Annotated in this window: 10 protein-coding genes; 3 read left to right on the forward strand and 7 right to left on the reverse strand. The window is 69.3% G+C overall.

Going from position 1 to position 15,467, the window contains the following annotated elements; genetic code table 11:
• The first annotated feature begins 200 nt into the window (after window positions 1-200).
• Together QA802_RS06930 and QA802_RS06935 are read left to right on the forward strand one after the other, a co-directional pair.
• The gene (locus tag QA802_RS06930; protein WP_037727461.1) at window positions 201-2,258 is read left to right on the forward strand and encodes an RICIN domain-containing protein; all 2,058 of its coding nucleotides are present in this window, start codon (window positions 201-203) and stop codon (window positions 2,256-2,258) included.
• A 110-nt stretch (window positions 2,259-2,368) separates the two neighbouring features.
• Window positions 2,369-3,625 carry a sensor histidine kinase gene (locus QA802_RS06935; RefSeq protein ID WP_006378614.1) on the forward strand — a complete coding sequence of 419 codons (1,257 nt, stop codon included), beginning with the start codon at window positions 2,369-2,371 and terminating at the stop codon, window positions 3,623-3,625.
• A 117-nt stretch (window positions 3,626-3,742) separates the two neighbouring features.
• Here QA802_RS06935 and QA802_RS06940 read toward each other — a convergent pair whose 3' ends face one another.
• From QA802_RS06940 to QA802_RS06970, 7 genes are all read right to left on the reverse strand, one after another.
• Complete coding sequence (locus QA802_RS06940; RefSeq protein ID WP_006379216.1) at window positions 3,743-4,546, reverse strand: alpha/beta fold hydrolase; 804 nt, start codon at window positions 4,544-4,546, stop codon at window positions 3,743-3,745.
• The gene (locus QA802_RS06945) at window positions 4,543-6,141 is read right to left on the reverse strand and encodes a glycoside hydrolase family 43 protein (protein ID WP_006379147.1); all 1,599 of its coding nucleotides are present in this window, start codon (window positions 6,139-6,141) and stop codon (window positions 4,543-4,545) included. The genes QA802_RS06940 and QA802_RS06945 overlap by 4 nt, the downstream gene beginning before the upstream one ends.
• An 11-nt stretch (window positions 6,142-6,152) precedes the next feature.
• Window positions 6,153-7,301, reverse strand: coding sequence for an alginate lyase family protein (locus QA802_RS06950; protein WP_006378835.1), 1,149 nt, complete (start codon window positions 7,299-7,301; stop codon window positions 6,153-6,155).
• Window positions 7,302-7,386: 85 nt separating this feature from the next.
• The gene (locus QA802_RS06955) at window positions 7,387-10,800 is read right to left on the reverse strand and encodes a hypothetical protein (protein ID WP_006379029.1); all 3,414 of its coding nucleotides are present in this window, start codon (window positions 10,798-10,800) and stop codon (window positions 7,387-7,389) included.
• A 10-nt stretch (window positions 10,801-10,810) separates the two neighbouring features.
• Window positions 10,811-11,677, reverse strand: coding sequence for a carbohydrate ABC transporter permease (locus QA802_RS06960; protein WP_173402938.1), 867 nt, complete (start codon window positions 11,675-11,677; stop codon window positions 10,811-10,813).
• Window positions 11,674-12,627 (reverse strand): carbohydrate ABC transporter permease, encoded by a 954-nt coding sequence (locus tag QA802_RS06965; protein WP_006379128.1) that lies wholly within the window; start codon window positions 12,625-12,627, stop codon window positions 11,674-11,676. Before QA802_RS06965 ends, QA802_RS06960 begins: the two co-directional genes overlap by 4 nt.
• Window positions 12,628-12,675: 48 nt before the next feature.
• The gene (locus QA802_RS06970; protein WP_006378647.1) at window positions 12,676-14,004 is read right to left on the reverse strand and encodes an ABC transporter substrate-binding protein; all 1,329 of its coding nucleotides are present in this window, start codon (window positions 14,002-14,004) and stop codon (window positions 12,676-12,678) included.
• 377 nt (window positions 14,005-14,381) lie between these two features.
• Between QA802_RS06970 and QA802_RS06975 the strand changes: the two genes are divergently transcribed.
• Complete coding sequence (locus tag QA802_RS06975) at window positions 14,382-15,395, forward strand: hydroxyacid dehydrogenase (RefSeq protein ID WP_173402937.1); 1,014 nt, start codon at window positions 14,382-14,384, stop codon at window positions 15,393-15,395.
• The last annotated feature ends 72 nt before the right edge of the window (window positions 15,396-15,467 follow it).

A 15,467-nucleotide genomic window follows, 5' to 3' on the forward strand; every position in this document is an offset into this window, starting at 1 on the left:
ACCGCGCCCCGGGCACAGCTCCGCCACTCGCACCAGCCGTCTCACTCGCGAGGCGGATCGGTCCGACTCCTATGCCGCACGACACCGCGGTTCCTCGTACGCGGTGGACGTGCACTCCGGGCTCGCCGCTTCCCACCCGGTTTCGTCCCGGGCGGCACGCACCGGACCCTCCTGTCCCTCCCCTGCCCTGAGAGCCGCACATGTCCCCTGCACTGTTGAGCGCCAGACCCGGCGCCGCTCAGCATTCCCGCCCCACCACCCTGCTGTTGCTCATCCTGGCGCTGATCGTCGCCGCGGCGACGATTGTGCTGCCTGCCTCGGGGCGGGCTCAGGCCCTCTCCCGTCCCTCGCAGACCATGTACACCCCGCCCGCGGGTGCGCCCTCGCCCGGTTCGCTGTACCCGCGGGTGCTGCGTCTGCAGCACAACGGATCGGCCAACGGCACCCTGCTCGCCACGTTCGAGCAGTACACCAACGGTACGCCCGTCTTCCCGATCTACCGCTCCACCGACAACGGCGACTCCTGGAGCAAGCTCTCCGACGTAGCCGACACCGAGAACGGCTGGGGCATGCGCTGGCAGCCCGAGCTCTTCGAACTGCCCACGGCCATAGGCGACTTCCCGGCCGGGACCATCCTGGCCGCAGGTGACTCGGTGCCCTCCGACCGGTCGGCCACCAAGATCGACATGTACGCCAGCACCGACCGCGGTCAGACCTGGGACTTCGTCAGCAACATCGCCACAGGCGGCTCGGCGTTCGACACGAACGGCCAGACTCCCGTGTGGGAGCCGTTCTTCCTCGTCTCCGACGGCAAGCTGATCGTCTACTACTCCGACCAGCGCGACCCCGACCACGGCCAGAAGATCGTCCACCAGGTCTCCACCGACGTCCGCAACTGGGGCCCCGTCGTCGACGACGTGGCAATGCCCACCGCCGGCGACCGGCCGGGCATGCCCACCGTCGCGAAGCTGCCGAACGGCAAGTACGTCATGTCTTACGAGTACGGCGGCGCTCCCGAGGGCAACTTCTCCGTCTACTACAAGATCTCCTCCGACCCGGAGGCGTTCGGCTCGGTCACCGGCATCCCGCTGCGGACGACGGGCGGCGTGGTGCCGCAGAGCGCTCCCTACATGACCTGGCTGCCCACCGGCGGCCCCAACGGCACACTCGTCGTCAGCGCCAACAGCGCCGAGGACCTGTTCATCAACACGCAGAACGGCGCCGCGAACACCTGGACGCGCATCAGCGCCAATGTGATCGGCGGCTACAGCCGCGGCATGACGGCCCTCGCCGACGGGCACAGCCTGCTGATCCTCAGCGCCGGACGGGGAGGCAGCGGCCTCTCCAACCCGGTCACCTACAGCACGATCGACCTGGGCGGCGGCGTCTCCGACGGTGCCACCTACACCATGACCAACGCGAACAGCGCCCTGAACCTCACGATCGTCGGCGGCTCCACCACCAACGGCACCACCGCCACCCAGCAGAACCCCACCACCTCCACCAACCAGCAGTGGCGCTTCGAGCAGCAGTCCTCGGGCTACTTCAAGATCTTCAACGTCGCCAGTGGCAAGGTCCTCGGCGTCCAGAGCCAGTCCACCGCCAACGGCGCCACAGTCCTGCAGTGGGATGACAACGGCACGCCCGACCACGAATGGGCCATCGCGCCCCACCCGGCCGGCGGGTACAGCATCACCAACCGCAGCAGTGGCAAGCTCCTCGAAATACCCAGCGCCTCCACCACCGTCGGCACCGCCGCCGTCCAGTGGAGCGGCACCAGCTGCGGCTGCCAGCGCTGGAACCTCACCCAGACCGCCCTGCCGCCCCTGGGCACCGGCCAGTACGTCCTGGTGAACAAGAACAGCGGCAAGTACCTCGACATCCCGAACGGCTCCACCACCGCCGGCACCGCCGCCAACCAGTGGCAGAACACGAACTGCACCTGCCAGCTCTTCACCTTCCAGTCCGCCGGCAGCGGCGCCTGGAACATCAAGAACACCAAGAGCAACCTCAACCTCGACATCCAAGGCTCCTCCAGCGCCGCGGGCGCTGCCATCGTCCAGAACACCGCCTCCAGCGCCGACTCCCAGAAGTGGACCCTCACCGACGGGGGCGGCGGCTACTACAAACTCCGGAACGTGAACAGCACCCTCGTCGCCGGCGTCACCCAGTCCTCCACCGCCGACGGGGCAGCCGTCATCCAGTGGGGCAGCGCCAGCCTCGACGACCAGCTCTGGAAGATCGTCCGGATCAACTGACCGTCCCACCGTGCCATGACCAGGCGCGGGGACCGCCGGCGAAGCGGTTCCCGCGCCTGACGTCCGCCTCGGCCGACCAGCCGAGGCGCAGCCGACCGCTCCTCTCTACAGTGACCGATGTGAACCTCCTGCCTGCGACGGACGACCCGACCACGACGCGGACCCGCCGACAGGGCTGCCTGCGTGCGACGGGCGTCATCACACTGGTCCTGCTGGCCGCCGCGGACGTGCTCATCGCCGTCACCAACGGCAAGACCCTCTGGCCTGTGCTCCTGCTGCTGTCGCTCGGCCTCGCGGCCGTCCTGTGGCCCTCCGCCCGGCAACCCGCGTGGCTCACTCCCCAACTGCGGGCCGCCCTACCAGCAGGCGCTTCCCTGGCCTTGACCGCCGTGGCCACGACGACCGAGCGAATTCGTATGTTCGGCCCTGGGGAAGTGGCGGTCCTGCTCTGCCTGCTGCTGCTCGCCGTCCGTACCTGCCCACCACGATGGGCAGGCCCCTGTGCCCTGCTCGTCGGCGGGGCGGCCATCGCTGCACCGCTGCGCTTCTACGCAACCGGCACCCAGGACGACGCCCTGATCCTGGGGCTCACACTGGTAGTAGCGCTGATGACCGGCATCACCATCGGCCTCGGCGGCTACCTGCGCTCCCTGGACCACAGGCGCGGCGTCGCGGTCGCCGAGACCCGTCGCTCCGAACGCCTCGCCATGGCAGCCGACCTGCACGACTTCGTCGCCCACCACGTCACCGGCATCCTCATCCAGACACAGATGGCCCGCATGATGGTCAGCAGCGAACCAGATCGCCTGGACCCGGTCCTGGCGGGAATCGAGCACGCCGCGACCGAGGCGCTCGACTCCATGCGGTTGACCGTCGGAATCCTGCGCGAAGGCCCGGAGCAAACGGCCCGGCTGGAGCCGGGCGAGAACCACCTGGTGGGCGACCTGGCAGCCCTCACGGAACTCGTCGACCGATTCGGCGGCCCGACCGGCCCGAAGGCCGAACTGCACCGCTCCGCCTCCATGCCCCCGAATCTGCCCCACGAGGTACAGGCCGCCGCCTACCGCGTCGTCCAGGAAGCCCTCACGAACGTACGGCGCCACGCCGCCGACGCCACCGAAGTCACCGTCGCCCTCGCTCACGCCGACGACACCCTGCACGTGACGGTGCGCGACAACGGCCGCGCAGGCGCCCCGCTGCCCTACGCCGCCCGCGGCGGAGGCTTCGGCATCGTCGGCCTCACCGAACGCGTCACCGCACTCGGCGGCACACTGCACACCGGCCCACGCGAGGACCACGGCTGGGAGGTCATAGCACTCCTCCCCACCATGCGACGAGCGGGCCCTGGCAGGGCCGGGCATCGCTAAGGGCGCCGCCAACTCCCGCAGTCCACCCGCCCCCCGGCACCGGACTGAGGTCTGCCCGCCGGGGCGAGCAGGTGCTGCGTCCAGTTGCTGGAGCCGGTGAACGGGCGCAGGCACTTCCTACCGGGTCCCTTGTCCAGCCGTCGCCCAGTCCTCCAACAGGCGCACTGTGCGTCCGACATGTTCCTCGTGCAGGTAGTGCCCGGTGTCAGGCCAGTGTTCGACGCGGGAGCCGGGGACATGCAGGGTGCCGCGTTCCCAGGTGGCCGCTTGCGCCGAGGTCCATACGGTGAGCGCGGGCTGGCTGCGCCGGCGCAGATACGCCTCGCTGTGCGGGCGGACGCCGACCGCGCCGGAGTCGGTGTACATGCCCGCGTACGCCTGGGCGATGACGTGATCCGGGGTGCCGAGCATGGTGCGGACATGTGCCGTACGCAGTCCGGCCGGAGCGCCTGCCGGGAAGGCGCCGGCGATGAACTCGGCCGCGGCACGCGCCCCGCGTTCCCGGTACTCCGCGAGCCGGGCGGGAATCCCCTCCACTTCCGCCCCGTGCGCGCCGTGAGCCGGATCAAGGGCGATGACCGAGCGGACGAGCTCCTGATGCCGGACCGCGAGCAGGTTGACGACCTGGCCGCCCATGGAGTGGCCCACGGCGATCGCCGGCCCGGTGCCAAGGTGCCGGAGCAGCGCGGCGAGGTCGTCGGCCATCTCCGTCGGCGTGTTGCCCTCGTCGGGGACGTCCGACCGGCCGTGCCCGCGCAGGTCGGGGACGATCACGCGGAACCGGTCGGCCAGCGCCTCGGCGTGCGCGGACCACTCCCGGCCGTCCCCGCCCCAGCCGTGCACCAGAAGCAGCGGCACCGCCTCGTCGGACCCGAGATCGGTGCGGAAGAGGTGGACGCGTCTCAGGTCGTCGATCGTCATGCGGGGCCGTCCGGAAAGGTCCGGTACGTGGCGTGGGCGAAGTCCGCGTGGACACCGGCGCCGTCGAGGTCCTGCACCCACAGGCCCCACATGGCGCCGGTGAAGCCGAGAACGCGCAACTGGCCGTCGTGGAACTCGTCGGCGTGCTCGTCGGACAGGACGGTGGCGTCGAGCTCGATCGGCAGCGTCTGGACTCCCCCGCCGGTGTCGTACGAGAAGCGCAGGGCCGGAACGTCGAGTTCCGCGTGCAGGACGACCGGGCGTCCGGGCTTCAGCGGTACGGTCGGCTCATGTGCGACGAGACGGCCGGCTTCGCAGCTCAGTGCCCGCAGGACCGGGGAGCCGTCGTCCTCGGCGGTGACGTACAGGTAGTGCCAGTTGCGGGTGTTGTAGTAGGCCGTCAGACCGGCCAGATGGTCGGGGGTGCGGGGCGAGAAGGTCAGGCTGGTCTCGAAGGAGCAGCGCGGGGCGGTCACCCGCCGGGCCACCAGACTGGGCGTGCGGCGGCCCACCGGCGACTGACCGCCCCGGATGCGCAGCCGCCCCGGTGCCGGCTCGATCCAGTCGTCGCCGGCCGGGCGGCGCAGGGTGGACCAGTCGGGGCCGAGAACCGGAGCGTCGAAGCAGTCGTGCGCCGGTGGTTCGGCGACGGGCGCCGGTGGCAGCGCGGGTGCCGGCACCGCTACGGCGGGTACGGCGCCGGGGATGCGGGGCCAGCCGTCGTCGGTCCAGGTCACCGGTTGCAATGCGGTCTCCCGGCCGAGCACGCACCGGCCCCGCTCCGTGTGAGGGCGGGCGGCGATGTGAGCGGCGTACCACTGGCCCGTCGCCGTCTCGACGAGGGAGCAGTGCCCGGCCTTCTGCAACTCCAGGGACGGGTCGTGCCGGGACGTGAGCAGGGGGCCGGCCGGATCGGCCTCGTACGGGCCGAGCAGGTCGCGGGAGCGGGCCACGGCCGCGCCGTGTTCGTATCCGGTGCCGCCCTCCGCGTGCACCAGGTAGTACCAGCCGTCGCGCCGGTAGAGATGCGGGCCCTCGGCGACACCGACGGAGGTTCCGGTGGTGAGGGTGCGGGGTTCGCCGAGCAGGGCCCGGGTCTTGCGGTCGTACTCCTGGATCTCGATCCCGGCGAATCCCTCGCGGTCCGGACGCCAGTCGAACCGCATGTTCAGCAGCCAGCTGCGGCCGTCACCGTCCTCGTCATGGAACAAGGAGACGTCGAAGCCGCGGCCGTGCAGCGGAACCGGGTCGGACCACGGTCCTTCGATCGAGGGGGCCGTGGTGACGTAGTTGGGAAGGTCCTTCCATCCCTCGGCGTAGGTGTCGACGACGGTGAAGACGAGGTGGAACAGGCCGTCCGCGTACGACAGTCCGGGCGCCCAGATGCCGCCGGAGTCGGGGACGCCGGTGAGGTCGAGCAGGCGCGTGCTGTCCAGAACCCCGCCCAGGGACCGCCAGTCGACCAGGTCCCTGGAGTGGTGGATCCGGACGCCCGGGTACCACTCGAAGGTGGAGGTGGCGATGTAGAAGTCGTCGCCGACGCGGAGGATCACGGGGTCGGGTTCGAAGCCGCGCAGGACGGGGTTGTGGATCACGAAAGCTCCGCTCAGAGGGTGAACAGCAGGGTGCCGAAGCCCACGTGGTCACATTGGAACGCCGCGCCCTCCGGGCTGATGTTCCCGATGGCCGCGTACGTCCAGGGGGCGGGCAGGCTGCGGCGTTTGACGTAGTGGTTGAAGGCCATCTCGTAGATCGGGCGCAGATTCCCGCGCTCGACGGTGGAGATGGAGTTGAACGTGAGCCGGCAGGAGCCCCAGACGGTGTACGGCACGTCGTTGCCGGTGTTGTACTTCGCCGTGTACTCGAAGCCGGCCAGCAGCCGGTTGGCGGAGGCGGAGTACAGGTCCTGGCCCTGGACCCAGGCGATCTCGCAGGCCTCGGCCATGCTGCCCAGGATGAGCTGGGTGTGGGCCTGGTCGCGTCCGCTGTCCACGCACTGGCCGGAGTCCCTGATCACCCGGCTGATCTTGCAGCAGTCGTGCAGGTGGAAGGCGTCGACGGCGGCGTTGTAGAGGGAGGTGTCGTTGCAGAACACCCCGAACGCCATCATCGCCTTGATGCAGTTGGTGCCCCAGCCCGCGTCGCCGAACGTCCTCACCAGGGGCACGAAGACGTTCCTGAAGAGGTTCTCGGTCTGGGTGATCTCGGCCGCGGACCAGCTGCCCGAGGGGGCGGTGTACCGCATCAGCTCGGCTGCCGCCGCGAGTTTGAAGCCGTAGATGGAGGCCGCGAGCTGGGCGTCCTTGCCGGTGATCGAGGTGAGGGTGGAGGACCATGCCTTGATGATCTGCAGTGCCTTGGTGGCGTGGGCGGTGGTGCCCGTCAGGTTCCACATCAGGGCGTTCTGGTAGGCCGCGTTGCAGTCGTTCCAGAACTCCCAGTTGCCGATCTCGGTGGTGCCCCGGTCGATGGTCGTGCGCGGGCCCAGCATGGCGTAGGTCGACTGCGAGTACGCGTTCGCCCTGAACACGTTCCAGCCGCTGAGCCAGGGCTCGGTGGCGGCCGCGATCCGCGTCTTCATCCGCTGGATGTCGGAGAGTTTGTGCAGCACCCCGGGGTGGATGAAGGAGGTCAGGGCGTCCGCGGTCGGGGCCGCGGCGATCCCGGTGGCGGCCGCCGTGGTGCCGACGGCGGTGATCTGCAGGAAACGGCGGCGGCTCGGGGACGCGGGCGTGGCGGGCTGTGACTCGGACATGCGTCTTCCTCTTTCACTCGACGTTGAGTGTCAGGGGGTGGCAGATGAGGGGGAACCGGGCGTCGGCCCGGCTCCCCCGGTGCGGTCAGCCGGCCGCGCGCCGGCCCCGGTACAGCACGAGCGTGCTGCGCGGGCCGACCTTGGGACGCTGTCCGGCGCCGATGACGCGGCCGGTGGCAAGGTCGCGGGCCGGACCGAAGTCCTGACGGGCGGGCAGGGTGTACGTCCGTTCGGTGCTGGTGTTCATGGCGATCAGGTAGTCGCCGTACTCGCACAGATAGAACGGGGCGCGTCCGACGAGCATGGTCTCCACGCCCTCGAAGTCGACGCCCATGGCCGGGTCCGGGACGTCGGCCGGGACCGGAGCGAGCGGGTACACGTCACCCTTGAGTGCCTGGTGGAGGGTGTCGCCGGGGGGCGGGAAGCCGCCGGGCGGGATGTGTCCGGCCCCGGGATCGTTGATCGCGTAGTCCCACAGGATCCAGTCGTGGACCGTGTACGTGTCGTCGGTGGCGCCCGCCGAACGCTGGCGGATCGTCGCGGAGCGCTGGTCGGTGGGTGTGAGGTGGTGGATGCGGGCGTAGTCGTTGACGCCCTGCCGGGCGCGCCAGTACAGGGAGGCGAAGAGGAGTTCCTCGCCGTTCTTCACGGCCAGGACGCCGTTCTCCTCGTCGGTGAAGACGAAGTCGGGCCGGTCCCAGGCGGTGGGGATGCGCCCCGGGCGGGCCGGGAGGGCCTGGAAGGCGTCCCAGTCGCGGGAGACCAGGCGCAGCGCGGCGAGGCCGACGCGGGTCCAGGTGTGGTGGACGAGCAGATCGAGCTGCCGGTAGAACTGCCCGTCGTCGACCATCTCCTGGGTCCAGCCGACGATGTCCGGGTCCTTGAACACCACCGCCGACATCAGCGGGTGCGAGTCCCAGGCCGTGCGGGAGGCGTAGGCGACCTCACCGGGGTAGACCTCGTTGCGCCAGCCGACGACGGTCTCGATGCGGGAGACGCGGGCGCCCGTCTCGTCGACGTCGACCACCCGGAACCGCCCCCGGGCCTTGATGATCTTCACCATCTGCTCGCGCAGCTCCGGCGCCTCCTGGGCCCGGTATCCGCGCGTGACCGACTCGTACATCATGACCAGCCAGTCGTGGACCTCGCCGTAGCTGCCCACGTACCCCAGTTCGCGGGTCAGGCCGGCCCGGCTGACCTGGTGGTAGCTCTCACCCAGCGGCTTGGTGGGGTTGCCGTCCTTGTCCTCCTTGCCGAGGTAGGGCTTCATGCCGAGCGACTGGTACAGGTAGTCGCGGGCCTTGTCCTCCGGCAGTGCGAGGTCAGGGGCGAGCAGGCCGAGGCCGCGGTTGGCCTGGTAGAGGCCGATGGCGCAGATCTGCGACTGGTTGGTGTAGTGCGGGAAGTGCTGACGCCAGTAGTCCCGGCTCGACTTCAGCATGTCGGTGTAGGCGGCGCGCCGCACCGGCTGCTCGTGGGTTCCGGTGGCCTCGGGCGCGACAACGGCCAGGTCGTCGAACCAGGCGGTGCCCGGTCCGCTCAGCCGCAGATGGAACTCCACCTGGGTGGCGCCGGAAGGGGTTTCCAGGTCTATGGAGACCTGCTCCCACCCATGGGTTCCGGTGGCGGCGTACTGCCGGTGGTCGCCGCCGACGAGTTTGCCGCTCGCGTCGAAGAACAGCGGGTCGATGTGGGCGCCCGTGCCGGTGACGCCGTCGGTCCTGACCCAGGCGCCGTAGGTGTACTTCCCCTTGCCGACCTGGAGCTTCGCCGTGTTGTACGCCGTGACGAAGCCGTTCGCCGCGGTGGCGGCCAGCCTCAGCGACGCGGAACCGGACCGGTTGACGGACGCGTCCCGAGCCCAGGAGGCGTCGGCGGTCTTCCCCCAGCCCGGCACCTCCCAGCCCGACGGGGTGCCGGTGCCCTGCTCGAAGCCGGGGTTGCGCAGCTCGGTGGGCCCCACCATGTCCACGGAGTCGAACCAGGCCGTGCCGGGGCCGGACAGTCGCAGGTGCATCTCCACCTGGGTGGCGCCGTCGGGTGTGTCCAGGTCTATGGAGACGTATTCCCAGCCATGGGTGCCGGTGGTGGCGAACTGGCGGTGGTCGCTGCCGACCAGCTTGCCGCCCGCGTCGAAGAACAGCGGGTCGATGTGGGCGCCCGTGCCCGTGACGCCGTCGGTCCTGATCCAGGCGCCGTAGGTGTACTTCCCCTTGCCCACGCGGGTCTTGGGCGAGTTGTACACGGTGATGAATCCGTTCGCCGCGCTCGCCGTCACCTTGAGCGAGGCGGAGCCCGACCGGTTGACGGTGGTGTCCCGGGACCAGGAGGCGTCGGCGGTCTTCCCCCAGCCAGGTACCTCCCATCCCATGGGAGTGTCGCCGCCCTCTTCGAAACCGGGGTTGGAGATCTCGTACGGCGAACCGGTCACCTTCTCGTCCAGGCGGTCGCCCAGGTGCTCCCAGAGCAGCGCCAGCACCAGCCCGACCCGGCCGAAGCCCTGCCACTGCTGGTCGGAGCCGGTCATCACGGTCGCGTCGTTCTTCCACGCCATGTACCGGCCGTCGAGCGCGCGCAGGACGCGGTCCAGCGCCGCCGGGTCGTGGTACGCGGGGCTGCCGGACCAGAGGTAGCCCTCGGCGAGCGACTGGAAGGCGAAGGCGTCCATGCCGGCGGGGTTGGCCCCGGTCAGGTAGTGCTTCTGGTCCTTGGCGACCCGTTGACGCACCGCCTCCAGGATCTCGGGGCCCTCGACGGTACGAGCCTTCGGCAGCGGCGCGGGGCCCTGCACCTCACCCTTGGGCGGGACGAAGTACGGCTCGGTGTGGGTGTAGAGGCGGTAGATGCCCCGCGACGGCGTGGTCATCTTGTAGTACAGCTGGTCGACGTTCTGGCCGTAGGACCAGATGCGGCCCATCGAGCGGATCTCCAGCTTCACCTTCTTCCTGCCCCGGGTGAGCCGCTCCGGAAGCGGCAGGGTGTGGAAGAAGAACCGGCCCGGGGTGCGCGGCGCGGTGTCCAGGATGTCGAGGCTGTCGACGGCTCCCTCGTCCTGGTAGCCGACCTGCTTGCCGTCGCAGAACAGCTGCAGCCGCCACATGTTCGTGCCGGAGCCCGCCTGCTGCGAGGTGGTGTCGTAGTCGTCGCCCCACAGGCGAACGGTGACGTAGGTGGTGTCGGTCGGGCTGACGACTACGTCGAACTCGAGCGTGCCGCCCCAGTACGTGGCCGGCTCGGTGGGGTTGAGGACACGGGCCTTCTGGCCGAGGCCTCCGGTGACCGTGTCGGAGAGCGTGGCAGTGAGACCGTGCGCCGACTCGGAGCTCCCGTTGCCGAAGACGACGATGTCCAGGGGCTTGCAGACGGCCGGCTCGAAGGCGGCGTCCGCGGCCGGGGCCGCGGCGGCGGACGGGGAGTTCAGCAGGCCGAGGCCGGCCGCGGCGACGCCGGTGGTGCCGGCGTACTTGAGGACATCACGTCTTCTGGGTGCGTTGGGCACGGCTGATCCTTTACTTGAGGCTGCCCATGAGGATTCCGCTGCGCCAGTACTTCTGGAGCGCGAACATGAAGACCGCGAGCGGAACGATGGACAACAGGGACCCGGTGAGGACGAGGGTGTTCATGTCGCGGGCGGTCTGCGCCTGCTGGAGCCAGGAGTACAGCCCGAGGCTCACAGGGAACGTGCGCTCACCGGTGAGCATGAACAGGGGCAGGAAGAAGTTGTTCCAGATGTTGATGAATTCGAGCATGAAGATGGTGATGCCGCCGGTCCGCATCAGCCGCAGCGCGACCGACCAGAAGATCCGCAGCTCCCCGGCGCCGTCGAGACGGGCCGCTTCCATCAGTTCGGTGGGGACGGAGCTGTCCGCGTACACCTTGCCCAGGTAGACCCCGAACGGATTGATGAAGTACGGGATGAGTACCGACCAGATGGTGTTGGTCAGGCCGATCTGGGCGAAGACGAGGTACAGCGGGAAGGCCAGCAGGGTGCTCGGCAGCAGCGAGGCACCGACGATGACCGCGAAGAACGCGCCCCGGCCCCGGAAGTCGAACTTCGACAGCCCGTACCCGGCGGCGAGCGAGACCAGGGTGGAACCGGCCGCGCCGAGTGTGGAGTAGAGGATCGAGTTGCCGATCCAGCGGTTGAACACCCCGTCGTGGTAGGTCCAGATCTCCTGGACGTTGTCCGCCAGGTGGTTGGAGGAGAACCACAGTCCGAAGGTGGAGTACAGGTCCGTCTGGTTCTTGGTCGCGGAGACGATCAGGAACCACGTCGGGGCGAGTGAGTAGATCAGGAAGAGGACCAGCAGGCCGGTGGTGAGCGCCACCGCGCGGCGGGTGGGGCGCACGCCGCCCCCGGATACGGCAGCGCTCATGACATCTTCCTGTTCGTGGCCCGGTAGAAGACGAAGGCGAGGATGCCGGTGACCACGGCCAGGACCAGCGACTCGGCGGCGGCGTACTGGTAGTCACCGGTCTTGAACGCCTTGTCGTAGATCTCCATCATCGGAGTGAAGTCGGTGTTGATCGACTCCGGCGCGATCTGCCGCAGCAGCAGTGGTTCGGCGAACAGCTGCAGCCTCCCGATGAGGGAGAACATGCCGGTCAGCACCAGGATGCCGGTGATGTTGGGAATCTTGACCGACCAGGCGATCCGCCACTCCCTGGCCCCGTCCAGTCGGGCCGCCTCGTACAGCTCGCGGGGCAGCGCCTGTAGCGAGGCGGAGATCAGGATCATGTTGAAGCCGATCCCCTGCCAGGTCAGCAGATTGCCCAGGGAGAGGTAGGTGTTGAGGCCGCCGAAGAAGGTGATGTCCGTGCCGGCGCCGTGCGCGAGGTCGAGCAGCGGAGAGCCCGTCGGGCTGTAGAGGAACAGCCAGATCACGGTGGACACCACGGCGGGCACCACGTACGGGATGAGCAGCGCCGCGCGGAAGAACCGCACCGCACGGGCGGCCACCCCGTCCAGGAGCAGGGCGAGCAGCAGCGACAGGCCCAGCATCACCGTGATCTGAGCCGCTCCGAACAGCAGCGTGCGCAGCATGCTCGACCAGAAGGCGCCGTCGCCGAGGATGGAGGCGAAGTTGGAGAAGCCGGTGAAGACGACCCGGGTCGGGCCGAAGCCCAGCCCGCTGCTCTTCTTCTCCCTCAGGCTCTGGCTGAAGGCATAGCCGATCGGCACGACGTACGTGGCCAGGAAGCCGAGCAGGAAGGGCAGTGCGAACAGCAGTCCCTTGTGGGCTCCCCGGCTCCCGGCCCGGCGGGGGGAGGGCCGCCGGGCCGGGGAGTCGGTGGCGACCTTGGGGGGTCGCGTCAGGGTGGACACGGGTGTCTCCAGAGGTGGGTCCTACAGAGGCGGGGCCTACAGGGGAGGTCAGCTGCCGGCGACGGCCTTGATGCCCTTGCGGTTGAGGTCGTCCACGGTCCACTTCTGCAGCGAGGTCAGCATGTCCTTGACCGTCAGCTGCTTCTTCATGACCTTGCCCCACTGCTTCTGCATCTCGGAGTACATCGCCGCGTAGTTCGGCCCGTACTGCCACTGCTCGCCGACCCGCGAGGCCGCCGTGGTAATCACCTGCGCGCTGTCCGACTTCCCGTTGAACATCCCGGTCGGGATGATCTTGTCGACGTACGGCGAGACGTCCTTGACGGCGGGGAACAGGCCCGACTTGGAGTCCGGGTCGGTGAGCGCCGTCAGTGACTCCTTGCTGCTGCTCAGCCAGGCGGCGAACTCGGCGGCGCGGTCGGGGTACCTACAGCCCTTGAGGACGCCGGTGGTGTCGAAGTTACTGGAGGTCTGCGGCTTGGCGGTGTCGAAGGCCGGCGAGTCGGCGAGCTGCCACTTGCCCTTGGACTTGGGGAAGTTCGTGTCGTAGATCGGCAGCTGCCAGGTCGAGCTGGTCATCGCGATGGTCTTGCCGAGGTCCCAGGTCTTGAAGACACCCGGGTCGGCGTACGACGCGTTGGAGGCGAGGTCGTTGTCGACGAGCTGCTGGACGATGTCACCGGCCTTGAGCGCCTCGGGAGAGGCGAAGTCGATGACCCAGTGGTCGCCGTCCACCTTGTACCACTGCGCGCCGGCCTCCCAGGACAGGTCGACGAGCGAGCTCGGGTCCTCGCCCGCCATGTTGTAGATCTTGACGTCCTTGTCCTTCTCCTGGACCTTCTTGCCCGCGGCGATCAGGTCGTCCCAGGTCTTCGGGGCCTCGATCCCGTACTTCTGGAACAGGTCCGCGCGGTAGGCGGTGAACAGCGGCGCCGACCCCATCGGAATGCCGAAGGTGGTGCCTCCGGGGCTGACCGCGTTCCACGCGGCGACCGTGTACGCGTCCTTGTGCTTGGCCGCGACCTCGCTGATGTCGGTCAGCAGTCCGTCGGCGGCGAAGCTCGCCAGGTTCATCCCGTCCATCTTGGACAGACAGGGCGCGGTGCCCGCGTTCACCGCGGCCCGCAGCTTCTGGTAAGCGGTGTCACCCGCAGCGTTGACGAACTTGATCTGCGTCTCGGGGTGCTTCTTGTTCCACACCTCGGCCTGCGCCTCGATGCCGTCCGTCCAGCTCCAGAACTCCAGCGTGACGTTGCCCTTCGTGGCCGCCGAGGCGTCGGTGCCGGAGTCGTCAGAGCAGGCGGTCAGCAGCAGCGAGAGAGAAGCGGCGGCGGCCACCGAGACAAGGACCCTGGGGCGCATACCGGACTTGGACATCGGTCCTCCACGAAAGGAATGGGACGGCGCCTGCACGTGGGGGAACGGCGCGGTCAGGGCGACGCGAGGGGAGAGAAACGGGTACTGCGCGGCGAGGCAGTAATCGTTTGTTGTCGTGGACGGTACGACCGAGGGAGCCAGATCCACAAGAGGTGGCGCCGGATTGTTTCGCTCGACTTTCCAGAACGTTACCTGTCGATGCGCCTGACCATGGACGTTCGCGCCATCGCGGGGCAGGTGGGTGGACTCTCTGTGACGTACCTGTGTCGCAGAGCTGGTCATTGACCGGGTTCTCTGGGGCTTCTAGCGTGGAATACGTTTACTGTGACGCTCAGGCTTGTCGCCGGCCGATCCCGGCGCCCCTCCCCAGGAGCAGCATGCATACGTCAGTGCCGCCGTTCGCCCTCTTCGCCATGAATCCGGTACATCTGCCCGAACTCTTCCCGCCTCCGCTGCTGACCCGCCTCCAGCAACTGGCGCGGGTCGACCTCACGCTCGTCGCCCAGGACTTCTCCGATCCCGCCGTGGCCGAGGCCCTGGGCCGCGCCGAGGTACTGGTCACCGGCTGGGGCTGCCCGCACCTCGGCGCGGAGGTACTGGCGGCGGCGCCGCGACTGCGCGCCGTCATGCACGCCGGCGGCAGCGTCCGCCACCTCGTGGGTGAGCCGTTCTGGGAGCGCGGTCTCACCCTCTCCAGCGCGGTGCGGGCCAACGCCCTGCCCGTGGCCGAGTACACGCTCGCCGCGATCCTGCTGGCCGGCAAGGACGCCTTCGGGCTGCGCGAACGCTTCCGGGCCGAGCACGTCTACCCCGCTGCGACGGAGTACGTGACGGTCGGCAACCTCGGCCGCCGGGTCGGTCTGATCGGCGCCTCCCGGGTGGGCCGCCGGGTCCTGGAACTGCTGCGGCCCTTCGAGCTGTCGGTGAGCCTCCACGACCCCTACGTCGACGCCGCCCAGGCCGCGGAACTGGGCGCGGTCCCGCTGGGCCTCGACGAGTTGCTGCGCACCAGTGACATCGTCAGCGTGCACGCCCCCGACACCCCGCAGACCCATCACATGCTCAACCGCGAGCGGCTGGCGCTCATCCCCGACGGCGGCGTCCTCATCAACACCTCACGGGGCGCCCTCGTCGACCACACCGCGCTCACCGAGGAACTGGTGAACGGCCGGCTCAGCGCGATCCTGGACGTCACCGACCCCGAGCCGCTGCCCGCGGACTCCCCGCTCTACCGCCTTCCGAACGTGTTCCTCACGCCGCACATCGCCGGCTCCCTCGGCAACGAACTGGCCCGCCTCGGCGGCACGGTGGTGACGGAACTGGAACGCCTGACGACGGGGCTGCCGCCTGCCCACCCGGTCCACCGGGCCGAACTGGCGATCAGCGCCTGAGGACTTCGACGCCCACCCGCCGGCCGAGGACGCCGCCCGCCCGCCCGGGCTCCCGCAACGCCGATCCCGTCG

Origin of the sequence: Streptomyces sp. B21-105, from assembly GCF_036898465.1 — a bacterium.
Taxonomy (GTDB): Bacteria; Actinomycetota; Actinomycetes; order Streptomycetales; family Streptomycetaceae; genus Streptomyces.